Here is a 20,273-nt window from a genome sequence, read left to right on the forward strand (position 1 = left end):
TCCGGCAGTAGCCGTCGCCGCATGGCGAGAGCATGGCAGATGACACCAGCATAGACGAAGAGGGCCTGCGGCGCTCAGCGCGTAGCCAGATAATCGTGGACACCATCGAGCGCAGTCTCGAGAAGATGATGTTCGTCGAGGCGAGCATGGCGCGCGAGATGGATTCCAAGGACCTGTTTCAGGTCAAGCGCGAAGCGGTCGCGGCGGTGGCCGAACTGCGATACGCGCTCTCAATCCTGACCGGCAAGCTGGAAATCTGATGGGGTCCCGGCTGCTGCTGGCGCTGGACGAGACAGACCCGCAGCGTGCCTTTTCCGTAGCCGAAGCGGCAGCACCGCATCTGGCCGGTATCAAGCTGAACTGGCCGCTGCTGATGCAGGGCGGCCTCGAGACGGTCGCGAAGCTGGCTGAGCTGGCGCCGGTCATCTGCGACCTGAAGGTAGCGGACATTCCCAACACGGCGCGCCTCATCGCCGAAGCGGCCTACGGCGCCGGCGCGGCCGGCATCATCGCGCACGCGTTCCCCGGTGCCGGCCCACTGCGCGCCATCCGCGACGTGGCGCCCGAGCGCGACCTGTATGCGGTCATCACGATGTCGCACCCCGGCGGCGGCGAATTCTTCGACATCCCGGCACTGGCCGCCGTCGCGCGCGACGGCGGCGCAACCGGTGTCGTCGCCCCGGCAACGCGGCCCGAGGACATCGCCGCCGTGCGGGCCGCGGTCGGCGACCTGAAAATCATCGCCCCCGGTGTCGGCGCGCAGGGGGGTGACCCCCGCGCCGCGATTGACGCCGGTGCCGACCTCATAATCGTGGGGCGCGCCATCTACCAGGCGGACGACCCGGGCGCCGCTGCGCGGGAATACGCCGCCGCGCTGGGCGACTGATGCTCGTCGTCCGCGGGCTGCAGAAGGCGTTCGGCGCGCGGCGCGTGCTGCGCGGGCTCGACCTCGCTGTTGAAAACGGCGAAGTGGTACTGTTGCAGGGCGAGAACGGCGCCGGCAAGTCGACGCTGCTACGCATCCTCGCGACGCTCGACCGCGCCGACAGCGGCGAAGCCGCGGTCGACGGCTTCGCGCTCTCCGACGGCGTCGAGGTGCGGTCGCGCATCGGCTTCGCCGGCCACCGCCCCGGTTTCTACGGCGAGCTGAGCGGCCGCGAAAACCTGGCGCTCTGGGCGCGGCTGCACCAGCTGCCGGAGCACGCGGCGGAGATTGATGTTACTCTCGAGCGTGTCGGGCTCAAGGCGTTTGCCAATGACCGCACTTCCATCTATTCCCGGGGAATGTTGCAGCGACTGGCGCTGGCGCGCGCGTCGCTGCACCGGCCGACGACGCTGCTGCTCGACGAGCCGTTCGCCGCGCTCGACTCTGCCGGCCGCGAGCTGCTGCGCACGCTCATCTCCGAATGGCGTGACGATGAGCGGGCGGTGCTGGTGGTGGCGCACGGCAGCGGCCTCGCGGCGGACCGCACGCTGGCGCTCGCCGGCGGGGTGCTGGCGTGAACCCGCTGGCGGCGCTGGTGCGCAAGGAGCTGCGCGTCGAGCTGCGGTCGCTGCAGGGCACCGTCGCGGCGGCGCTGCTGGTGCTGGCGCTGCTGCTGCTGCTGCGCTTTACGCTCACCAACGACGAAATCGCCCGCGCGCGACTGGCGCCGGCGATTCTCTGGAGCGTGCTGCTCTTCGCCGGGCTGGGATTGCTGACGCACACCGCGCTGCGCGAAGGCGACCGCGGCACCGGCGAGATGCTGCGGCTGGCGCCGCTCCCGCGCGCGACGCTGTTCCTCGGCGCCTGGGCCGGCAACCTGCTGCTGCTCTCGGGGCTGACGCTGGTCGCTTTCCTGTTTTATATATTGCTCTTCGAGAACTCGTTCGGCCCCGCATGGCCTTCCGCGCTCGCAATCCTGCTGCTCTCAGCGGTCGGCGTTTCCGCCGCCGGGACGCTCACGACGCAGGCGGCGGCACCGCTGCCCGGCGCGTGGATGCTCGGGACGCTGCTCGCGATTCCGCTGCTGCTTTTCACCGTCGTCGAAGCATCGCTGCGCGCGTTGCAGGCGCTACTGCTCGACGATGGTGGCGTCGCGACCGCGCTGACGCTGTTGCTGCTTTACGACCTTGCGTTCCTCGCGGGCGGTGCGTGGCTCAGCGAACTGGCCGACTAGCGCCGCTCAAGCCGCAACGCGGCGGAGTTGATGCAAAAGCGCAGTCCCGCGGGCGGTGGTCCGTCGGGGAAAACATGCCCAAGGTGTGACTCGCAACCGGCGCAGGCGACCTCGATGCGGCGCACGCCGAGCGAGTCGTCCTCGTGCTCGGCGACCGCCCCGTCGGCGACCGCCGCGCTGAAGCTGGGCCAGCCGGTGCCCGAGTCGAATTTCGCTTCCGAGTCGAACAGCGTTGTGCCGCACGCTGCGCAGCGGTAGCTGCCGGCGTCATGGCAATCCCAGTATTCGTTGGCGAAAGGGGGCTCGGTCGCGCTACAGCGACAGACCTCGTATTGCTCGGGCGTTAGCTGCGCACGCCATTCGGTGTCGCTGAGCTTCATCGGCTGCGCATCGCCTTGCGGGTTTTCACAGCACTCCCGCCGCCTTGCCACCCGCCTCGAACGCCGCCAGCGCTTCGTCCAGGTCGCCGCGCTCGAGCCCGGCGTTCATGATGACGCGGATGCGCGCCTTGTCGCGCGCGACCATCGGAAAGACGATGGGCAGCGCGAAGACGCCGCGCTGCATCAGTTCACCGCTCAACGCCTGCGCCTGCTTCGAAGAGCCGCACATGGCAGGGATTATGGGGGTCGTGGAAACGCCAGTATCGTAGCCGAGTTGCTGCAGCCCACGGCGGAAATAGGCGGTATTCTTCCAGAGATTCACGACGTGCTGCGGCTCTTCATCGAGCACGTCCAGCGCAGCGGTGCAGGCGGCGACCGTCGCGGGCGGGGCGGAGCCCGAGAGCAGGAAGGTGCGCGACTTGTTGAAGGCGTATTTCGCGAGATGTTCGCTGCCGGCAGCGAGCCCGCCGACGACACCGAACGCCTTGGAGAAGGTCCCCATTTCGATATCGACCTTGTCTTCGACTCCATAATGGACCCCGATTCCGCGCCCCTCGCCCAGCACGCCTTCGCCGTGCGCGTCGTCCACGTAGGTCATTGCGCCATATTCTCCGGCGAGCGCGCAGATTTCGTCGAGCGGCGCGGTGTCGCCGTCCATCGAGAAGACGCCGTCGGTGATGATGAGCCGGCGCCCCGTGTCGGGAACCTTGCGCAGCAAATCTTCCAGCCTGCCCATGTCGTTGTGCGCGTAGATGTTGCGTGCCGCCTTCGTCAACCGCACCCCGTCAATAATTGAGCCGTGGTTCAGCTCGTCGGTGAAAAGGTGGTCGCCCTTGCCTACTAGCTGCGGAATCAGCCCGGCGTTGGCGGCGAAGCCGGTCTGGTAGTAGATGGCAGCGTCACGGCGCTTGAACTCGGCGATGCGCTGCTCCAGCCGGACATGCAGGTCCATGTTGCCCGCAATCGGCCGCACGCTGCCCGAGCCGGCACCGTGGCTCTCGACGGCGGCAATCGCCGCCTCTTTCAGCCGGGGGTGGTTACTCAGGTTCAGGTAGTTGTTCGAGCAGAGCATCAGCCGCTCGCGCCCGTCAACCAGGCAGCGGGGTGCGCTGGGGCCTTCCAGCACCGGCGGCCGCCAGTCCAGGCTCGCTGCCACGAGCGCCTCGTACTCGTCGCGCATCCAGCCCGTGGGGTCACTCATTGCGCCTCCCTCCGCAGGTTTTCAAGCATGTCGTCGACCATCTCCTCCAGCCCGAAACGGGGCGACCAGCCCCACTCCTCGCGCGCGGCGGAGTCGTCGACCGCGTCGGGCCATGAGTCGGCAATCGCCTGCCGCGAGTCGGGCGCGTAGCGGCACTCGAAGCCGGGGATGCGCTGCGCGATGGCGTCCGCTAGCTCCCGCGCCGCGAAGGACATCGCGCCGAGGTTGAAGTCGGCGCGGCGGTTCAGCGCCTCCAGCGGCGCGTCCATCAGGTCCAGAGTGCCTTTCAGCGCGTCCGGCATGTACATCATCGGCAGCCGCGTTTCGGGGCCGACAAAGCATTCGTAGCTGCCGTCCCGCAGCGCAGCGTGGAAGATGGCGATGGCGTAATCGGTTGTCCCGCCACCCGGGGCCGCCTGCCACGAAATGAGTCCGGGGTAGCGCACCCCGCGTGCGTCGACCCCGTAGCGCTGGAAGTAGTAGTCGCAGAGGATTTCACCGGCGACCTTGGTGACGCCGTACATCGTGCTCGGGTGAAGTGGTGTCTCCTGCGGCGCCACCGCCGGCGTATCGGGGCCGAAGACCGCAATCGAGCTCGGGCAGAACAAGCGTTGCCCTCGCTCGCGGGCGACCTCGAGCACGTTGCGCAGGCCGTTGAGGTTGACCTCGTAGCAGAGCGCCGGATTAGCTTCGCCGCCCACGGAAAGGATGGCGGCGAGGTGGTAGACTGTGTCAATATCGTGCTCCGCGACGGCTTGCGCGTAGCCCGCGGCGTCGGTGACGTCGCCCACCACCGAAGGGCCGCCCTCGGCGACCTCGGGAGCAAGCGGGCTGGAGCGGTACATCGCGACGACATCCCCGGCGGGGAAGCGCTCCCGCAAGGCGAGGACAAGCTCGGTTCCAATCTGCCCCGCGGCGCCAGTTACCAGTATTCGGCGCTGTTCGCGAGTGGACATGCGCCCGCCATTATGGCGCACTATTTTAGGCTCGGCGGCGCGCAACTTCCTTTTAGCGGCCGGGCTTCGCCCCGCATGGCGCTGCGCACGCCGCTGATGGTCGTCAACCTGAAGACTTACCCGCAAGGTCACGGTGAGGCGGGCTTCGCGCTCTGCCGCGCAATGGCCGCCGTTGCGGAGGAATCGGGCGCCTGCCTCGCGGCTGCGACCAGCGCGCTCGACCTGCGGCGCTTCGCGCACAAGGGCGGCGTTCCGGTGCTGGCGCAGCACGTTGACGCTGCGCCCGAGGGCGCGCACACCGGCGCGGTGCTTCCGGAGGCGGCCGTTGCGGCGGGCGCGGTCGGCACGCTGGTCAACCACGCTGAGCGACAGCTCGACTGGCCCACCATCGAGGCAACGCTGGCGCGCGCCCGCGAGGCGGGGCTGGCGACCGTGCTCTGCACCGCCGACGTCGCGGCGACCGCGCGCGGCGCCGCGCTGCGGCCGGACTATGTCGCGGTCGAGCCGCCCGAGCTCATCGGCGGCGACATCTCGGTCTCGACCGCGCGCCCCGAAGTCATCAGCGACTCGGTCGCAGCGGTGGCCGGGACCGGCGTGCCGCTGCTCTGCGGCGCCGGGGTCAAGACGCGCGCCGACGTCGAAAAGGCGATGGAGCTGGGCGCGGCGGGCATCCTGCTGGCGTCGGGCGTCGTGAAGGCGGAGGACCCGGGAATGGTGCTGGCGGAGCTGGTTCAGGGGCTGTCATAAACTATTAATATAAGGCTGGTTGACAACCGCCGGTTGCCTACCGGGAATACACACAAATCCTGAGGGTGACCCAGCAAAAATGGTGAAAAAAATGTCAGTCGGAATTGAGCCTTTGGGCGAGATGGTCCTGCTCGAGCTACAGGAAGCCGCGGAGAAGACAGATAGCGGTTTCCTGCTGCCCGAAGCAGCGCGCGAAAAGATGAACGTCGGCCTCGTGGCAGGCGTCGGCCCTGACGCAGAACACGTCAAGGCGGGCGACCGCGTGGTCTACAAGAAATATGCCGGGACGGAAATTGCCTGGCAGGACAAGGATTACCTGCTCCTCAAGTCGGAAGACTTGCAGGCGAAGGTGCTTTAGGAGGAAAAAATGGCTAAACAGATGGTATATGGAGAAGACGCACGACGCAAGCTACTGGGCGGTATCAACACCGCTACAGACGCAATCAAGGTCACGCTGGGACCGAAGGCACGCACTGTCGTGCTGGACAAGTCATTCGGCAGCCCGACCATCATCAACGATGGCGTGACGATTGCCAAGGACATCGAGCTGCCCGACCCGTACGAAAATATGGGCGCGCAGCTGGTCAAGGAAGTCGCGAGCAAGACGCAGGACAACGCCGGCGACGGCACCTGCACTGCCGCAATCCTGACGCAGGCGCTCTCAACCTACGGGCTGCGCGGCGTCTCAGCCGGCATGTCCCCGGTCAACCTGAAGGACGGCTTCGACCAGGCCATATCGGTAGTGGTTGACGAGCTGAAGAAGGCGGCCTCCCCGGTCGAGTCGGACGAGGTCATCGAGCAGGTGGCCGCAATCTCGGCCAACAACGACCAGGAAATCGGCAAGCTGATTGCTGACGCAGTCGGCAAGGTAGGCCAGGACGGTATCATCACCGTCGAGGAAGCCAAGGGGATTGAGACCACGCTCAAGCTGGTCGAGGGAATGGAGTTCGACAAGGGCTACGTATCGCCCTACTTCGTCACCGACCGCGAGAAGCGCGAGGCGACCGTCGAGAACCCGCTCATCCTGCTGACTGACCACAGCATTTCGTCGGCGCAGGACCTGCTGCCGGCGCTCGAGCTGGGAGTCAAACAGCTGAAGGCGCCCATACTGTTCATCTGCAAGGACCTCGAGGGCGAGGCACTGGCAACGCTGGTGCTCAACGTCGCTTCGCGGGTGCTCAAGGCATGCGCCGTAAAAGCCCCGGGCTTCGGCGACGACCAGAAGGAGCAGCTGGAGGACCTGGCTATCCTGACTGGCGGCCGCGTAATTGGCAAGGACCAGGGCATGGAGCTCAAGGAAATTACCGCCGACATGTTCGGCAAGGCTGACAAGGTAATCGTCGGCAAGAACAAGACCACGGTCATCGGTGGCGGCGGCGAGAAAGCGGCGGTCGAGGAACGTGCGCGCATCCTGCGTTCGCAGGCCAAGCTCGCCAAGTCCAAGTGGGACCGCGAAAAGCTCGAGAAGCGTGTCGGTCGCCTGCTGGGCGGCGTCGCGGTGCTCGAAATCGGCGCGGCGACCGAGACCGAGATGAAGGAGAAGAAGGCGCGCGTCGACGACGCACTCAACGCCACTCGCGCTGCGATGGCCGAAGGCGTCGTGGCGGGCGGAGGCGTGGCACTGCTGCGCACCCGCAAGGCGCTCGACAAACTCGCCAGCAAACTCGACGACGAAGAGGCGGTCGGTGTGCGCATCGTACGCGATGCACTCGCTATCCCGGCGAGCCAGATTGCCGAAAACGCCGGCGAGGACGGAGCGGTAGTGGTCTCGAAAATCAGCGAGTCCAAGCAGGCCAACTTCGGCTTCAACGCCCGCACCAACACCTACGAGGACCTGATGAAGTCCGGAATCATCGACCCCGTCAAGGTTGTGCGCAACGCACTCCAGGCAGCCGGCTCGATTGCGAGCCTGGTGCTGACCGCCGAGACACTCATCTCGGACATCCCCGAGAAGGAGCCCGCGATGCCGGACATGTCCGGCATGGGCGACATGGGTGGCATGGGCGGTATGGGTGGCATGGGCGGGATGATGTAGTCCCGTTTGTCACAAAAAAACCAGATCTGAACCGGCGGCGGGCATCAGCCCGCCGCCCTATGATAGCCTGATTTCCGAGAGATAGCCCGGCAACTCGATATCGCTGGCCAGCCCCGCTGCCGGCTCCGGCTCGCCGAGCACGGTTTCGACCGGGACCACTCCAGCCCAGACCGGCTGGTCCCGCTCTGCCAGTTCTTCACCGACCGGGATGGCACGAATCTTGGCTGCGCCTTCTCGTATATCCATCCAGAGCACGCCGGTCGCTTTCAGTTCCGAATCGCTCGGCTGGCGCACTTCCCCCCAGCGGCCGCGCGCGATGCGCTCCATGAGTTTCTCGAGCGATGCCAGCTTCTCCCCGGGGTCATCCACGCTCCGGGCAGTTCCGAAGAGCATCACCGAGCGGTAGTTGACCGAGTGGTTGAAAGCCGAGCGCGACAGCACGATGCCGTCGAGCAGGCTCACCGTCAGGCAGACCTCGCACTCCGTCTGTGTCTGTAGCGCACGGCTGGCAGCGGAGCCGTGCCAGAATATGCGCTCACCGTCGCGCCAGAAAAGCGTCGGCGTCACCAGCGGTGCGCCGTCGAGCACGTACCCGACGTGGCAGAGCAGCGCCGCGTCCAGAATTGCGTTGACCGTCTCGCGGTCGAAGCTGCCGCGCTCGGAGTGCCGCACGGGCTGGCTGCGGCCGGTCTGTTCGAGTTCAACCACGCTGCGCCTCCAGCTCCGCCAGCACTTTCGCCGCGTGCCCCTTCGCGCGCACGTTGGGCCACGCCCGCGCAACCGTGCCATCTGGCGCAATCAGGAAGGTCGAGCGCGCGACGCACTCCAGCGCCGCAAACTCCGCGCCGAGCGCCGTGAATTCCTGCGCCTCGACCGTGCAGCCCGGGGTGTCGTCGCGCGGGTAGAAGTAGAGCGCCAGCCAGCGGCCGGCGAAGTCAGCCAGCGAGACGGTTATGCCCTCCTGGTCGACCGCCTCGAAGGGCGGTGCGGAGTCGTTGGCCTGTGGGATTTCAGACATGGTTTTTCAAGAAGATAAGTATTAAAGTGGAATGTTGCCGTGCTTGCGCTTCGGCCGCGGCTCGCGCTTGCTGATGCAGCGCTCGAGTCCGCGCAGCAGTTCGGCGCGCGTATCGCGCGGGAAAATGACGCGGTCGATGTACCCCATTTCGGCCGCAATCCAGGGCGACGCGAACTTCTGGCGGTACTCGTCGGTTAGCTCGCGCCGCTTCTTCTCGGGGTCGCTCGCGGCGGCCAGCTCCTTGCGGAAGATGATATTCACCGCCCCCTCGGAGCCCATGACTGCGATTTCGGCGGTCGGCCACGCCAGGTTCAGGTCGGCGCGAATGTGCTTGGACGCCATCACGTCGTACGCGCCGCCGTACGCCTTGCGCGTTATCACCGTCAGCTTCGGGACGGTCGCCTCGGCGAAGGCGTAGAGCAGCTTGGCGCCGTGGCGGATGATGCCGCCATGCTCCTGCTCGCGCCCCGGCAGGAAGCCGGGGACGTCGACGAAGGTGACCAGCGGCAGGTTGAACGCGTCGCAGAACCGCACGAAGCGCGCCCCCTTCACCGACGCGTCGATGTCGAGACAGCCTGCCAGGTGCTGCGGCTGGTTGGCGACGATGCCGACCGGGCAGCCGCCGAGTCGCGCGAAGCCGATGACCATGTTCTGCGCCCAGTCCGGCTGCAGCTCCAGGAAATCCTCCTCGTCGGCGACCGCCGTGATAACCTCGCGGATGTCGTAGGGCGTGTTGGGGTTGTCCGGCATCAGCGCGTCGAGTTGCGGCAGCTGCGCGTCGCCTGGCGGGGGCGTTAGACGTGGCGGCTGCTCCAGGTTGTTCTGCGGCAGGAATGCGAGCAGCCGCCGCAGCTTGGCGAAGGCGGCCTGCTCATCGGCGGCGGTCAGGTGTGCGACGCCCGAAAGCGATGAGTGGGTCTGCGCACCGCCCAGTTCCTCGAAGCCGATTTCCTCGTGCGTCACCGTCCTGATGACGTCGGGGCCAGTGATGAACATGTGCGAAGTGCTTTCGGCCATGATGATGAAGTCGGTCATCGCCGGGCTGTAGACTGCGCCGCCGGCGCACGGCCCCAGAATCAGGGAGATTTGCGGGACGACTCCCGAGCACTGGACGTTGCGCCAGAAAATCTCGGCGTAGCCCCCGAGCGAAACGACGCCCTCCTGGATGCGTGCGCCGCCCGAGTCGTTGAGCCCGATGACCGGGGCGCCCATCCGTGCCGCAAGGTCCATCACCTTGCAAATCTTCTCGGCGTGCACTTCCCCGAGCGCGCCGCCGAAGACCGTGAAATCCTGCGCGAACAGGTAGACCGGCCGCCCTTCGATGGTGCCGTGGCCGGTCACCACCCCGTCTCCGGGCGGCCGTCGCTTCTCCATCCCGAAACCTGCTGTGCGGTGCTTCGCCAGCGCGTCCAGCTCGACGAAGCTGCCGTCATCGAGCAGCGCCTCCATTCGCTCGCGCGCGGTCAGCTTGCCCCGCGCGTGCTGCTTCTCGACCCGCGCCGCGTCAGAGCGCTGTGCCTGCGCCAGCCGCTGCTCCAGCTCCTCGATGCGCTCGCGGGTCGTCATCGGCCGGCAGCGGCTGGCGGCTATAACGGTGGCTGCGTCCGTTAACCCTAAACCCCTTCCCTCGCTCGTGGCAGCGTGAGCGACCTTCAGTCCGTGCGCGGGACCCGTGATTTCTACCCGGAAGAGATGCGACTGCGCGGCTGGCTTTTTTCGCATTTCCGCGCCGCGGCGCAGCTGCACGGCTTCGAGGAATATGATGCACCGATGCTGGAGCATGAGACTCTGTATACACGCAAGGCGGGCGAGGAAATTACCAACCAACTCTACACCTTTGAGGACAAGAGCGGTCGCCGCGTCGCGCTGCGCCCCGAGATGACGCCGTCGCTGGCGCGGATGGTGCTGGCGCGCGCCGGGGCGCTGCCGCTGCCCATCAAGTGGTTCTCGATTCCGCAGTGCTGGCGCTACGAGCGCATGCAGCGCGGGCGCGGGCGCGAGCACTACCAGTGGAACGTCGATATCTGGGGCTGCGCGGGCGTCGAGGCGGACGTCGAGCTGCTGGCGGTGCTCTGCACTTTCTTCGGCCGTGTGGGTCTGACGCCCGACGCGGTCGGAATCCGCGTCAGCAGCCGCAAGGTGTTGCAGGAAGTGCTCGACTCGGTCGGCGTCGCGGGCGAACAGTTCGCCGCGGTCTGCATCGTCGTCGACAAGCTCGGCAAGCTGCCGCCGGCCGAGGCGGCAGCGCAGCTCGGGAAACTGGGGCTGGACGACACGGCGGTCGCCACTATCCAGCGCGTGCTCGGGCTGCGCGACCTTGATGCGCTCGCGGCGGCGTTGGGCGACGACAGCGGTGCCGTCGCCGAGCTGCGGTCGCTCTGGGCACTGGCGGAGGGCTACGGCCTGACGGAGTGGCTCGATTTCGACGGCGCAATCGTGCGCGGGCTCGCCTACTACACCGGCCCCGTCTTCGAGGCGCATGACCGCAGCGGCGAGCTGCGCGCGGTCTGCGGCGGCGGCCGCTACGACAAATTGCTCGGGACCTTCGGCGGGAAAGACCTGCCGGCGACCGGTTTCGGCTTCGGCGACATGGTAATCCTGGAACTGCTCAAGGACCGCGACCGGCTGCCGCAGCTGGCCGGCAGCGTGCAGGACGTGGTCTTCGCGCTCAATCCCGAGTTGCGGCCGGCGGCGATGGACGTCGCCGGCCGCTTGCGCGCGCAGGGCCGCAGCGTCGACCTTGTGCTCGAGGAGAAGCGGCTCAAGTGGGCGCTGAAGCACGCCGACCGCTGCGGCGCGGAACGGCTGCTGCTGCTCGCGCCGAAGGAGTGGGAGCGCGGGCTGGTCAAGGTGCGCGACCTTGCCAGCGGCGTGGAGAGCGAAGTCGCGCCGGACGCGCTCTGAAGCGGGGCAAGCGTTGAAAAGCGGCCGTGGATGCGGAGCCGCATGGAGTTCGATAACCGGCGGATTTTCCGCATCGTCGCGCTGGCGCTGGTCGGTTACTACTGGCTGCTGTCGGTCGTCATCGGCGGCGATGGCCCCGCCGCGGGACGCTGGGCGGGCGGGCTCTCCTTCCTGTCGAACTGGAACCTGACCCTGAACCTGCTGGTGGCGCTGGGCGCCATCAAGTACGAGTTTGACGGCCAGAAGCGGCTGGACATCCCCCTCCTCGGCGCCGCCATGGGCATCAACATCATCGTCGTGCTGCTTTTCTGGACGCTGCGGGCGATGGGCGCGCTCGGCGAGGTGCAGGCGTATGATTCCTTCGCCGCCCTGTTCCAGAACTACTACGTCCATCTCGGGACGTCGATTTTCCTGTTTGTCGAGGCGGTGCACTACAGTCAGCCGTTCGAGGAGTGGAAGCGCTCGTACGGAATATACATGGTCATATTTTTCGGATATATTTTCTGGATGGAGGCGTTCGTCTCGCAGCGGGACAGCTTCCCGTGCGGTGAGGTAAGCTGCGGCTTTCCCTACGAGTTCCTGAACGACCTTACCACCACCGGCCGCATCATCTTCTACGGCGGAATCTTTGCCATGGGCAATCTCGCCTTCGCCGGCAGCTACTGGCTGGCGCAGTTCTGGGAAGAGCGCCGGGATTCCGGGGACGCGACCGAGTAGTTTCAGCGCCCCAGCCGTGCCCGGAGCGCTTGCGCCCGCTCATCTAGCGACTCGCGCAGGCGGGCGCGCACCAGCCCGTTGCGCTCCTGCCATTCGGCCATGCGGGTGCGCAGCCGGCGCGAATGCCAGTAGTCGCCCGCCTCCTCCGAGAGCGCGGTGATGGCGTCCATGATTTCGTCGGTGAATTCGCGCAGCGCCGCGCGGTTCGCCTCTTCGGCCGTGAAGTAGAGCGGCTCGCCGAACTCGTAGTAGAAGCGGCGCCAGAGCCGCGGGACGCGCTTGCCGACCGGGATGACGCGGTCGGTCTCCCGAATGGCGACCGGCACGACCGCCGCGCCGGTGGCGGCCGCCAGCCGTGCCGCGCCGGTGCGACCGCGCCCCGGCTGCCCGTCGCGGGACCGGGTTCCCTCGGGGAAGATGCCGACCGCGCCGCCGTCGCGCAGGACCGCCTCGGCCGCGCCCAGCGCGTCGCTGGCGTCGCCGTCGCGGTCGACCGGGATGACGCCCATGCGGCCGAATAGCGCGCCGCGCAGGCGGCCTTCGAAATGCTCCTGTTTGGAGAGGTAGCTGACCTCGCGCGAGGTGGCGGTCATGATGAACGCCGGGTCGATGTGCGAGAGGTGGTTGGCGGCGATGATTACCGGCCCGTCGGGCGGCACCGACTCCTGCCCGCGATAGCGCGGTCGGAAGCAGAGGTGCAGCGCGCGGCCGAGCGTCTGCCTGACGAGGTTGTAGTCGCGCGACGCGCCCATTGACCGCGGCAGCCGCGCCGGGTTCTTAATCCTTGAGCGCAGACGAAACGAGTTTCGGCAACAGCCGAATCGGCGACCGAATCAGAGCAGCGACTGCTCGAGCAGCTCGACCGACTGGATGCTTTCCAGCGACGCCAGTCCGGCTTCGACTTCGTCGACCAGCCCGGCCCGGTCAGGGCCGATTACCAGCGCGTCAATCGCCATCAGCCCGAAGGCGAAGGGCGAAACTTCGTGCGCGCCCAGTTTTGCGTCGGCCGGCAGCGTTGCCGGCAGCGCCGCGACGACCGCCGCGGTATCGATTGCCGGGGATTCCGGCATCAGCCTGTATTTCAGAGCAACTTCGCCCATGGCGGCGCCACCGCAGGCGGGGCGATATAGCAGTTTCGCGGTCCTGAATAGCATTATTAACCGCCTCTGAAATCGGCCCGCAGCATGGCCATCGACGAGAACTACCTTTCGACCTACGAGCAGTCTGCGACCTACGACGGCGAGAACCAGCCTATCGAAATCTGGACCAGTGCTGACCAGCCCTACGAGGGCGTCGGGTCGGACAAACTCGCCATCTGGGGCACCATCGTCGGCGTCGACTTCGACCTTTGCATCGCCGACGGGGCGTGTATCGACGCCTGTCCGGTCGAGGTGTTCGAATGGCTCGACACGCCGGGGCACCCCGCCTCGGAGAAGAAGGCCATCATGATTCGTGAGGAAGAGTGCATCATCTGCCGCGCCTGCGAGTCGGTCTGCCCGGTCGAGGCAGTCCTGATAAGCGAGGATTAATAGCGCAGGCAGCAAAGGGGGCGCAGCATGGATGATAGCGACTTGCGTCTCGGCGGCTGGAAACGCCCGCGTCGCATCACGCTGGCGCGTATCCTCGGCCTGCTAATCACGGTCGGGCTGGTTGTGGTGCTGGTTGGTCCGCAACTGGTCGACCCCTTCACTGCGAAAGTGGGCAATATCGAATCATTCTGGCAGCACACCGATGAGACTGACTCGCAGGAGTACAATGGCCTGCTAAAGCTACGCACGCAGGAATACGAATCTGCCGATGGAAAGACCGGGCTGCTCTACGTCATCTCGCTCAGCTCGCTGGTCCCGCTCGCCGACCTGCCGCTCGACCTTGAGCAGGCGGTCGCTGACCGCGTACAGGAAGAGGCGGAGCTACAGCAGGCCGAGCTGAGCAATGGCCGCCGCGTCGGCACGCTCTCCATCTCGCAAGGCCACACTGCCGAGCTGCTGCAGTGGGACGCAAAGGTCGCCGGCAGCGGCGGCTTCTTCGGCTGGCTTGGTGTTGGCAGCGACCTACAGCTGCGCGCTGCCTACTGGGAGGTCGAGCAGGGACTGGTAATCTGCGTCGCCTTCGGGACCGAACTGGTCCGCATTGACGAGGCGACCCGCATGGTCCAGTCGGTGCAGGCATGATGATTTGCCCCGGTTGCAAGGGCTTGCTCTACCCTCAGGGCGACAAGCTGGCGTGCCGCCGCTGCGGCCACACGCAGTCAAAGGGCGCGGCGCAGGTGGTCGACCATGAGCGCGAAGAGCAGGAGCAGGTGGTGATGGATTCGGTCGACGGCACGTTGCCGCGCACGACCATCATCTGCGACAAGTGCGGGCACGGTGAGGCGACCTGGGTCCTGCGGCAGACGCGCGCAGCCGACGAGCCGGCGACGCGCATCTATCAATGCACTGGCTGTCGCCACAAGTGGCGCGAATACTAGGCGAGCCGTCCGCCCGCCTCGAGCAGCCGGTTGCGCAGCACTGACTGCAGCTCCTCGAGCAGCTCCTGCGCCGCTTCGCCCTGCGAGGCGCGGCACAACAATTCGAGCTCGATCCCTTCGTCGCCGTGCGGTTTTGCAACGACCATCGCCAGATAGACAGTCTCGTCGAGGTTCGAGCGCGCGGCGAGGTAGCTGATGTCGCTCCCCTCTTCGTGGCGTTGCCCGCAGACCGCCAGCCCCGTCAGGCCCTCCAGCGCCTCTGTCGCGGCGGCGAGGGTGACGGCGTCGAGCCGCAGTTCGCTGCTGGCGCTCTGCTCGCGATGCTCGGCGCGCAGGTCGGCATGCTCCTCCTCGGAGAGCGGCAGCGGCACCAGGTAGCAGCCCGGCAGCGCCGCGTCGAGCGCGCCGAGGCTGGCCGTGCAGTGCTGCCCGGTCGCGTCGCGATACTGCGCCACCAGCACCGCCCGCGACGGGTCGCGGCTGAGCGGGTTGAAGCTAAAGCTGACGCTGGTGCGCTCTCCCGACGCCAGCAGTCCCGGGCGCACCACGCCGTCGGCGGGCGCGGTGAGTGCGAGGCCATTGCCCTCGAGCTTCAGCCGCAGCGCCACGCCCTCCAGTTGCTCATCGCTGGTGTTGTGCAATTGCGCCTGCAGCTTCACTCCTTCCTTGTCGGCGCTGAATGCCAGCTGCTCGAGTCGCAGCTGCTCGAAGCGGTCGGACATCTCGACGAAGGCGGTGATGCCCTCGACCCGCTCGCGGATGCGGTCGCACGCCGCCAGCGCCGCCGCCTCCTGCTCGCGCACCGCCTGCAACAGCTCGGGCTGGCTGGTGGCAGAGCCGGAGGTCATCCAGTCCATCGCCACCTGCCGGGCCGCCTCCTCGACCTGCTTGCGCCCGGTGCGCCGCTCCTTCAGCAGCGCCCGCACCTTCTTTCGCTCGGCGGGGAGCGCCGCGAGCGCCTCCTCGATGCAGGCGAGCTTGCGCTGTAGCTCGTCGCTGCCTTCGCGGTCGCCGAAGGAGTCGGCCACCTTGCGGAGCCGTGCGAGATATTCGCTGATTTCCTTGTCGAGCGCGCCCGGTGCGCCGCTCCCCGACAGCTGCTGGTGCCGTGAATAGAAGGGGTAGAGCCGGCTCGCCAGCGCCTCGGGCTGGCCCTCGGGCAGCCCCAGCTGCTGCATGAAGCGCGGCAGCTGGTCGATGTAGCCGACATGCTGCTGGTGCAGCGCCTCGAGCTGCGCCCGCAATTTCTCCAGCGCGCTGAACGCCTCCTTGAGTGCATCGAAGCGGCCGCCCGCCTTCGCCTCCGCCTGCTCGAGCGCGTGCGCGACGCCCTCCGGCTCCGGCTCCCACGCGGTGACCTTGCGGTGGAGCTGCCGCACCTGCGCCAGCAGTTCGCTCACGCCGCGCTTCAGGAACTCGCCGTTGCGGAACCAGCAAACGCGGCTGCCGATGCCGGCGACCAGCTCGCCGCCGTGGCCCGGCAGCGCGAGGCAGCTGATTTCCTCGCGACTGGAATAACTCTCGAGCACCAGCCCTTCGCGGTCGAGCAGCCGCAGCTCCCACTTGCCGAACACCTCGCCGCCAGCGACCAGCGCCGCCAGCTCGCCCGAGGCGACCGCGGCGGCGGTCTCGACGAATTTTTCCTCCTCGATTTGCCACAGTAGCTGGCCGTTGACCTCGAAGCAGTGAATGCCGCCGTCGGTCGCGACCAGCAGCGCGCCGCCGCCTCGCGTGAAGCGCAGGCTGCGCAGCGGCCCCACCTCCTCGCGCCAGAGCAGTTGCCCGCCGCTGGTGAGGCAGTATACCTGTTTGCCCGAGGAGCAGGCGACATGCTGCGCGTTAGCGTCGACCCCCAGCACCAGCTGCCCGCTGCGCAGCTCCCACTGCTGCGCGCCGGCCGCGTCGTAGCAGCGCACGCCGCGCTCGAAGCCGCAGAGGCAGCTCCCGTCGGGGGCGAACGCCACCCCGCCGACGAAGCTGCCCGCCGTCGCCTCCCACTGCGGCTCGCCTTCGCGGTCGAGCAGCACCAGCCGGTCCCCGTCGGCAACCAGCGTGCGGCTGCCGTCGGGCGCGAGTGCGACGTCATGGACGTCGCGCTCGGTCGCGTAAGCCCACTTGGGGTTGCCCCACAGGTCATAGCAGTGTAGTCCGTCGAACGCCACCAGCACGATGCGGCTGCTGTCAGCCGCTATGCGTACCATACGGTTGCCCTCGTGCTCGACCGCCGCTAGCTGCTGCCGCTGGCTGTAGGTGAAGAGGGTGCTGACGGTGATGGCGGCGACCATCTCGCCGCTGGAATCGCACGCAAGGTCGACGACCGGTGCGCCCACTTTCTGCTTCGCGAAAGGCTTGAAGCCGCCGAACATTAGCCATCCTCCCGCATCAGGTAGTAGACGTCCTTGAGCGAGACCGGCGCGGTGACGTAGTCCTGCACCCGCTCGCCCAGCAGCTTCAGCACCCGGCGCGAAATGCGGTGCACCGCCTGCTCGTCGGCGGCGAAGTAGCGCAGCGTCATCTCGTAGCGCCGTAATGGCTGCGCCACCTTTGCAGCGAGTGCATCCTCAACGTCGCGCTTCAGGTTCACCTCGACCGTGAAGCGGTACGGGACTTCATCCATAAGCTCGCGTACCGAGGTGAAACGGTGGATGCGGCCGCCCTTCTGCAACACCAGGATGCGGTCGCAGAGCCGGTCCACCACGTATGGGTCGTGGTCGACCATCAGCAGCGTCAGGTCCTGGAACGCCTCCAGTTCCTCGAGCATGCCAATCACCTTCTCGCGTCGCGCCAAATCAAGGTTCGCGACCACCTCATCGAGGAACAGCACCCGCGGCTGCTTCAGGAAGGCGATGGCGAGCCGCAGCATCGCCTTCTGCCCTTCGGAGAAGCCTTCCAGCCGCCGGTCCCACATTGCGTAGAGCCCGGTCCGTTTCAGGAACGGGATTACAGTTGCGGGGGGCTTCTGCAGCACCGTCGCGAAGAACTCGATGGTCTGCCGCAGCGTCAGCTTGGCCTGGAAGTTCAGCGCCGGTGAGATGAACGCGAAGGCGCGCCGCGACCGCTCACTCTGACGCCAGTTAAAGACGTCCTGACCAAAGATACGCACTTTGCCAGCGTCGGGGCGATAAATCGTGGCGATGGTACGCAACAGCGTGGTCTTGCCGCAGCCGTTAGGGCCAATAATTGCGACATGCTGCCCCTTCTCGACGGTGAAGGATACGTCATCGATAATTCGCACGGGCGGCCGGCGCCAGCCGCCGGGGAACTCCTTGACGACGTTCTCGACTTCGACCGCCAGCATCAGTAAAACTCCAGAGTCCCCCAGCTCTGTGCCTTGCGCTCGAGGTACTTGTAGAGCACCCCGGCGACGACCCCCGTAACGAGGATGCCGACCAGCATCGGCTCGAGGTAATTCGCCCACAGCACCTCGAAGCCGGGCTTCGGGCCGGGCACCAGCACCATGTCGCGCAGGAAGACCAGCCCGGTGATAATCGGAATATGCGTCTTGAGCCAGATGGCGACGCCGGTACCGAGGTAGCCGTCGAGCGCCTCTATCGGGAAGTAGTAGCCGCTCAGCACCTTGAGCGCCGTCACGACCATGTTGGCGAAGGGCGTGATGCGCTTGGAGACGATGTTGAGCGAGGCGACCAGCAGCGAGACCATCAGCATGAATACCCAGATCAGGAGGAAGACGCCCACGATGAGCGGCAAATCCGCAAGGCCGAAGCCGGCAAAGAGTCCGCGCTGTCCCGGCATGCCGCCCTGCGCCAGGTCGACCACCAGCAGCACCGGCAGGACAATGAAGAGCGTCGTCAGCAACGTTTTCACCATGGAGGCGATGTTGCGCGCCAGCAGCAGCGTCGAGAGGCTGACGTTGTTCGTCACGAGAAAGCCGATGGTGCCGCGCGACGCCTCTTCCGGCAGCGCCGCGACAGTATCCTCGTACGCGCGCTGGTAGAGCGCCCAGAAGAGCACCCCCATCAGCAGGAAGCCCTGCAGCCCGTAGTCGATGCCGAGTTCCCCCGGGTCGGCCGCCTCATCGACGAACGCCCCCAGTACGGTGAAGGCGACGATTATCAGCAGCATGTCGATGACATCGGTCACCAGCTGGAACTTGTAGTTCAGGTCCACTTGCAGGTTGCGCTTGACCGCGCCCTTGAGGACCTTCGCATAGTGGAATGGATGCATCGTTCGCCTGCGGGAAAGGGGCGAGCGCGCCGCGATTAATAAGGAATGGAGCCACCGGAGGGAGTTGAACCCTCGACCTGCCGTCGGCTGTGCCGACGGCGGGCTCGCGACCATAAGATTGTTCGACTCCCCGAAGCCAGTAGCCCCGCCTCGCTGCGCTTGGCGAGGACATGGAGCCACCGGAGGGAGTTGAACCCTCGACCTGCCGCTTACAAGGCGGCCGCTCTGGCCGGCTGAGCTACGGTGGCCCGGTGTGCCGAGAGCGGCGCGGCAATAGCGGTTTCGTCGGGTGCGGCGCGAGTGCGGCAGCGGCGCAATGGAGGCCGGCGCGCAGCGCTGAAACGCAGTTATCGTCGGGCGCCGTTGCCGAACGCTATAAATACAGACCCCTTCTGCGCGAAAACCTCCGCTCGTCGGGGAGAGGCAAATTTGGCCAAGGGACTCTACACCTCCGCGCAGGCTCGCAAGCACCGCCAGAAGCAACGCTGGAACGACCGCTACTATCGCAAGCGGGTGCTCAAGCTGAAGCAGAAGGCGGACCCGCTACAGGGCGCGCCGCAGGCGAAGGGCATCGTGGTCGAGAAGGTCGGGGTCGAGGCTAAACAGCCCAATTCCGGCATCCGCAAGTGTGTGCGAGTGCAGCTCATCAAGAACGGCCGGCAGGTGACTGCGCTGGCGCCGGGCAACCTCGCCATCAGCTTCATTGACGAGCACGACGAGGTGGTCATCGAAGGCGTCGGCGGACGCATGGGGCGCTCGTACGGCGACCTCTCCGGCGTGCGCTACCGGGTCCTGAAAGTTAACAACGTCTCGCTGCGCGAGATGGTCCGCGGGCGCAAGGAGAAGCCGATTCGGTGAGCGCGGTCGCGGAGGCCGGGGCGGCCGGGGCGGACGCAGCTCCCGAGGCGGAGCCGGAAGCACCGCCCGAGCCGGAGCTGCCGGTACTGCCGCTCTTCGGCAAGTGGGACCTCAGCGAGGTCGAGGTGGAGGACCCGACGCTGCGCAAGTACATCAACCTCAACGCTTTCCAGGTGCCTCACACCGGCGGTCGCCGCGCGCGGACGCGGTTTGGCAAGCATCGCATGACTGTCGTCGAGCGCCTCATCAACAACCTGATGCGCTCCGAGCGCTACACTGGCAAGAAGGCGCAAGCCTACAAGGTGCTGCGCAACTCGTTCGACATCGTCCACGCCAAGAAGAAGCAGAACCCGATGCAGGTGCTGGTCCGCGCGCTCGAGAACGGCGCGCCGCGCGCCGAAGTGGTTTCGCTGCGGTACGGCGGCATCCGCGTCTACAGCGGCGTCGACGTCTCGCCGGCGCGACGGCTCGAGACCGCCATCGGCAACATTTGTCGCGGCGCGATTGCGTCGGCGCCAAAGCAGCGCTCAATCGTGAAAGCGCTCGCGCGCGAAATCATGCTTGCTGCTGAAGGGAATCCGGACTCGTTCGCCGTCGCCAAGAAGGAAGACAAGGAGCGCCAGGCGGAAGCCGCGCACAACTGAGC

At 66.8% G+C, this 20,273-nt stretch carries 25 protein-coding genes and 1 tRNA gene; 14 read left to right on the top strand and 12 right to left on the bottom strand.

What is annotated here, in order from left to right:
- Positions 1-32 precede the first annotated feature (32 nt).
- Genes QGG57_00450 through QGG57_00465 form a run of 4 tightly spaced genes read left to right on the top strand, consistent with a single transcriptional unit; the run spans position 33 to position 2,159 of the window.
- The gene (locus tag QGG57_00450) at positions 33-260 is read left to right on the top strand and encodes a hypothetical protein (protein ID MDP7006654.1); all 228 of its coding nucleotides are present in this window, start codon (positions 33-35) and stop codon (positions 258-260) included.
- A complete protein-coding gene (gene pyrF, locus QGG57_00455; protein ID MDP7006655.1) occupies positions 260-886 on the top strand; it encodes an orotidine-5'-phosphate decarboxylase in 627 nt (208 codons plus the stop codon). Before QGG57_00450 ends, pyrF begins: the two co-directional genes overlap by 1 nt.
- The gene (gene ccmA, locus QGG57_00460) at positions 886-1,503 is read left to right on the top strand and encodes a heme ABC exporter ATP-binding protein CcmA (protein MDP7006656.1); all 618 of its coding nucleotides are present in this window, start codon (positions 886-888) and stop codon (positions 1,501-1,503) included. The genes pyrF and ccmA overlap by 1 nt, the downstream gene beginning before the upstream one ends.
- Complete coding sequence (locus QGG57_00465) at positions 1,500-2,159, top strand: heme exporter protein CcmB (GenBank protein ID MDP7006657.1); 660 nt, start codon at positions 1,500-1,502, stop codon at positions 2,157-2,159. Before ccmA ends, QGG57_00465 begins: the two co-directional genes overlap by 4 nt.
- Here QGG57_00465 and msrB read toward each other — a convergent pair.
- From msrB to QGG57_00480, 3 genes are read right to left on the bottom strand one after another with little or no spacing between them, the layout of a single operon-like run.
- Positions 2,156-2,539 (bottom strand): peptide-methionine (R)-S-oxide reductase MsrB, encoded by a 384-nt coding sequence (gene msrB, locus QGG57_00470; protein ID MDP7006658.1) that lies wholly within the window; start codon positions 2,537-2,539, stop codon positions 2,156-2,158. The two genes, QGG57_00465 and msrB, sit on opposite strands and share 4 nt — an antisense overlap.
- Before the next feature lie 25 nt (positions 2,540-2,564).
- On the bottom strand, positions 2,565-3,740 hold the full coding sequence (locus tag QGG57_00475) for an aminotransferase class I/II-fold pyridoxal phosphate-dependent enzyme (protein MDP7006659.1): 1,176 nt from the start codon (positions 3,738-3,740) through the stop codon (positions 2,565-2,567).
- Positions 3,737-4,696 (bottom strand): NAD-dependent epimerase/dehydratase family protein, encoded by a 960-nt coding sequence (locus QGG57_00480; protein ID MDP7006660.1) that lies wholly within the window; start codon positions 4,694-4,696, stop codon positions 3,737-3,739. Before QGG57_00480 ends, QGG57_00475 begins: the two co-directional genes overlap by 4 nt.
- A gap of 75 nt (positions 4,697-4,771) precedes the next feature.
- Between QGG57_00480 and tpiA the strand changes: the two genes are divergently transcribed.
- From tpiA to groL, 3 genes are all read left to right on the top strand, one after another.
- On the top strand, positions 4,772-5,443 hold the full coding sequence (gene tpiA, locus QGG57_00485; protein ID MDP7006661.1) for a triose-phosphate isomerase: 672 nt from the start codon (positions 4,772-4,774) through the stop codon (positions 5,441-5,443).
- A gap of 91 nt (positions 5,444-5,534) precedes the next feature.
- Positions 5,535-5,801 carry a co-chaperone GroES gene (locus QGG57_00490; protein MDP7006662.1) on the top strand — a complete coding sequence of 89 codons (267 nt, stop codon included), beginning with the start codon at positions 5,535-5,537 and terminating at the stop codon, positions 5,799-5,801.
- Between the two features lie 9 nt (positions 5,802-5,810).
- Entirely contained in the window at positions 5,811-7,478 is a 1,668-nt protein-coding gene (gene groL / locus QGG57_00495; GenBank protein ID MDP7006663.1) for a chaperonin GroEL, read from the top strand.
- Between the two features lie 57 nt (positions 7,479-7,535).
- Here groL and QGG57_00500 read toward each other — a convergent pair whose 3' ends face one another.
- From QGG57_00500 to QGG57_00510, 3 genes are read right to left on the bottom strand one after another with little or no spacing between them, the layout of a single operon-like run.
- Positions 7,536-8,186 (bottom strand): pyridoxamine 5'-phosphate oxidase family protein, encoded by a 651-nt coding sequence (locus QGG57_00500; GenBank protein ID MDP7006664.1) that lies wholly within the window; start codon positions 8,184-8,186, stop codon positions 7,536-7,538.
- On the bottom strand, positions 8,179-8,496 hold the full coding sequence (locus tag QGG57_00505; protein ID MDP7006665.1) for a peroxiredoxin: 318 nt from the start codon (positions 8,494-8,496) through the stop codon (positions 8,179-8,181). The genes QGG57_00500 and QGG57_00505 overlap by 8 nt, the downstream gene beginning before the upstream one ends.
- 21 nt (positions 8,497-8,517) lie before the next feature.
- Positions 8,518-10,062 (bottom strand): acyl-CoA carboxylase subunit beta, encoded by a 1,545-nt coding sequence (locus QGG57_00510; protein ID MDP7006666.1) that lies wholly within the window; start codon positions 10,060-10,062, stop codon positions 8,518-8,520.
- Positions 10,063-10,137: 75 nt separating this feature from the next.
- On the opposite strand from QGG57_00510, the gene hisS reads away from it, so the two are divergent.
- Positions 10,138-11,400: a histidine--tRNA ligase gene (gene hisS, locus QGG57_00515; GenBank protein MDP7006667.1), complete on the top strand. Its 1,263-nt coding sequence runs from the start codon at positions 10,138-10,140 to the stop codon at positions 11,398-11,400.
- A gap of 42 nt (positions 11,401-11,442) precedes the next feature.
- Positions 11,443-12,117 (top strand): hypothetical protein, encoded by a 675-nt coding sequence (locus QGG57_00520; GenBank protein MDP7006668.1) that lies wholly within the window; start codon positions 11,443-11,445, stop codon positions 12,115-12,117.
- 2 nt (positions 12,118-12,119) lie between these two features.
- On the opposite strand, the gene QGG57_00525 is transcribed toward QGG57_00520, so the two are convergent.
- Positions 12,120-12,869 carry a lysophospholipid acyltransferase family protein gene (locus QGG57_00525; protein ID MDP7006669.1) on the bottom strand — a complete coding sequence of 250 codons (750 nt, stop codon included), beginning with the start codon at positions 12,867-12,869 and terminating at the stop codon, positions 12,120-12,122.
- A gap of 81 nt (positions 12,870-12,950) precedes the next feature.
- On the bottom strand, positions 12,951-13,217 hold the full coding sequence (gene ef1B / locus QGG57_00530) for an elongation factor 1-beta (protein MDP7006670.1): 267 nt from the start codon (positions 13,215-13,217) through the stop codon (positions 12,951-12,953).
- Positions 13,218-13,301: 84 nt separating this feature from the next.
- Between ef1B and QGG57_00535 the strand changes: the two genes are divergently transcribed.
- From QGG57_00535 to QGG57_00545, 3 genes are read left to right on the top strand one after another with little or no spacing between them, the layout of a single operon-like run.
- Positions 13,302-13,646: a ferredoxin family protein gene (locus QGG57_00535; GenBank protein ID MDP7006671.1), complete on the top strand. Its 345-nt coding sequence runs from the start codon at positions 13,302-13,304 to the stop codon at positions 13,644-13,646.
- Between the two features lie 27 nt (positions 13,647-13,673).
- A complete protein-coding gene (locus QGG57_00540; GenBank protein ID MDP7006672.1) occupies positions 13,674-14,288 on the top strand; it encodes a hypothetical protein in 615 nt (204 codons plus the stop codon).
- Positions 14,285-14,584 carry a transcription factor S gene (locus QGG57_00545; GenBank protein ID MDP7006673.1) on the top strand — a complete coding sequence of 100 codons (300 nt, stop codon included), beginning with the start codon at positions 14,285-14,287 and terminating at the stop codon, positions 14,582-14,584. Before QGG57_00540 ends, QGG57_00545 begins: the two co-directional genes overlap by 4 nt.
- Here the strand turns inward: QGG57_00545 and QGG57_00550 are convergent.
- From QGG57_00550 to QGG57_00565, 4 genes are all read right to left on the bottom strand, one after another.
- The gene (locus QGG57_00550; protein ID MDP7006674.1) at positions 14,581-16,950 is read right to left on the bottom strand and encodes a PQQ-binding-like beta-propeller repeat protein; all 2,370 of its coding nucleotides are present in this window, start codon (positions 16,948-16,950) and stop codon (positions 14,581-14,583) included. The two genes, QGG57_00545 and QGG57_00550, sit on opposite strands and share 4 nt — an antisense overlap.
- Positions 16,950-17,882: an ABC transporter ATP-binding protein gene (locus QGG57_00555; protein MDP7006675.1), complete on the bottom strand. Its 933-nt coding sequence runs from the start codon at positions 17,880-17,882 to the stop codon at positions 16,950-16,952. Before QGG57_00555 ends, QGG57_00550 begins: the two co-directional genes overlap by 1 nt.
- On the bottom strand, positions 17,882-18,769 hold the full coding sequence (locus QGG57_00560; GenBank protein MDP7006676.1) for a hypothetical protein: 888 nt from the start codon (positions 18,767-18,769) through the stop codon (positions 17,882-17,884). Before QGG57_00560 ends, QGG57_00555 begins: the two co-directional genes overlap by 1 nt.
- Positions 18,770-18,940: 171 nt before the next feature.
- Positions 18,941-19,017 (bottom strand) — tRNA-Thr (locus QGG57_00565).
- A gap of 181 nt (positions 19,018-19,198) precedes the next feature.
- On the opposite strand from QGG57_00565, the gene QGG57_00570 reads away from it, so the two are divergent.
- Together QGG57_00570 and QGG57_00575 are read left to right on the top strand one after the other, a co-directional pair.
- Positions 19,199-19,627: a 30S ribosomal protein S12 gene (locus tag QGG57_00570; GenBank protein ID MDP7006677.1), complete on the top strand. Its 429-nt coding sequence runs from the start codon at positions 19,199-19,201 to the stop codon at positions 19,625-19,627.
- Entirely contained in the window at positions 19,624-20,271 is a 648-nt protein-coding gene (locus tag QGG57_00575; protein MDP7006678.1) for a 30S ribosomal protein S7, read from the top strand. The genes QGG57_00570 and QGG57_00575 overlap by 4 nt, the downstream gene beginning before the upstream one ends.
- The last annotated feature ends 2 nt before the right edge of the window (positions 20,272-20,273 follow it).

The sequence above is a fragment of the Candidatus Poseidoniia archaeon genome (assembly GCA_030748895.1).
GTDB lineage: Archaea > Thermoplasmatota > Poseidoniia > MGIII > CG-Epi1 > UBA8886.

Coding starts and splice junctions, on each gene's coding strand:
- groL (MDP7006663.1), top strand. CDS start 5,811: ATGGCTAAACAGATGGTATATGGAGAAGACGCACGACGCAAGCTACTG.
- QGG57_00490 (MDP7006662.1), top strand. CDS start 5,535: ATGTCAGTCGGAATTGAGCCTTTGGGCGAGATGGTCCTGCTCGAGCTA.
- ef1B (MDP7006670.1), bottom strand. CDS start 13,217: ATGGGCGAAGTTGCTCTGAAATACAGGCTGATGCCGGAATCCCCGGCA.
- QGG57_00545 (MDP7006673.1), top strand. CDS start 14,285: ATGATGATTTGCCCCGGTTGCAAGGGCTTGCTCTACCCTCAGGGCGAC.
- QGG57_00535 (MDP7006671.1), top strand. CDS start 13,302: ATGGCCATCGACGAGAACTACCTTTCGACCTACGAGCAGTCTGCGACC.
- QGG57_00560 (MDP7006676.1), bottom strand. CDS start 18,769: ATGCATCCATTCCACTATGCGAAGGTCCTCAAGGGCGCGGTCAAGCGC.
- QGG57_00505 (MDP7006665.1), bottom strand. CDS start 8,496: ATGTCTGAAATCCCACAGGCCAACGACTCCGCACCGCCCTTCGAGGCG.
- msrB (MDP7006658.1), bottom strand. CDS start 2,539: ATGAAGCTCAGCGACACCGAATGGCGTGCGCAGCTAACGCCCGAGCAA.
- pyrF (MDP7006655.1), top strand. CDS start 260: ATGGGGTCCCGGCTGCTGCTGGCGCTGGACGAGACAGACCCGCAGCGT.
- QGG57_00525 (MDP7006669.1), bottom strand. CDS start 12,869: ATGGGCGCGTCGCGCGACTACAACCTCGTCAGGCAGACGCTCGGCCGC.
- QGG57_00450 (MDP7006654.1), top strand. CDS start 33: ATGGCAGATGACACCAGCATAGACGAAGAGGGCCTGCGGCGCTCAGCG.
- QGG57_00555 (MDP7006675.1), bottom strand. CDS start 17,882: ATGCTGGCGGTCGAAGTCGAGAACGTCGTCAAGGAGTTCCCCGGCGGC.
- QGG57_00510 (MDP7006666.1), bottom strand. CDS start 10,062: ATGACGACCCGCGAGCGCATCGAGGAGCTGGAGCAGCGGCTGGCGCAG.
- QGG57_00475 (MDP7006659.1), bottom strand. CDS start 3,740: ATGAGTGACCCCACGGGCTGGATGCGCGACGAGTACGAGGCGCTCGTG.
- QGG57_00480 (MDP7006660.1), bottom strand. CDS start 4,696: ATGTCCACTCGCGAACAGCGCCGAATACTGGTAACTGGCGCCGCGGGG.
- tpiA (MDP7006661.1), top strand. CDS start 4,772: ATGGCGCTGCGCACGCCGCTGATGGTCGTCAACCTGAAGACTTACCCG.
- QGG57_00520 (MDP7006668.1), top strand. CDS start 11,443: ATGGAGTTCGATAACCGGCGGATTTTCCGCATCGTCGCGCTGGCGCTG.
- QGG57_00550 (MDP7006674.1), bottom strand. CDS start 16,950: ATGTTCGGCGGCTTCAAGCCTTTCGCGAAGCAGAAAGTGGGCGCACCG.
- ccmA (MDP7006656.1), top strand. CDS start 886: ATGCTCGTCGTCCGCGGGCTGCAGAAGGCGTTCGGCGCGCGGCGCGTG.
- QGG57_00540 (MDP7006672.1), top strand. CDS start 13,674: ATGGATGATAGCGACTTGCGTCTCGGCGGCTGGAAACGCCCGCGTCGC.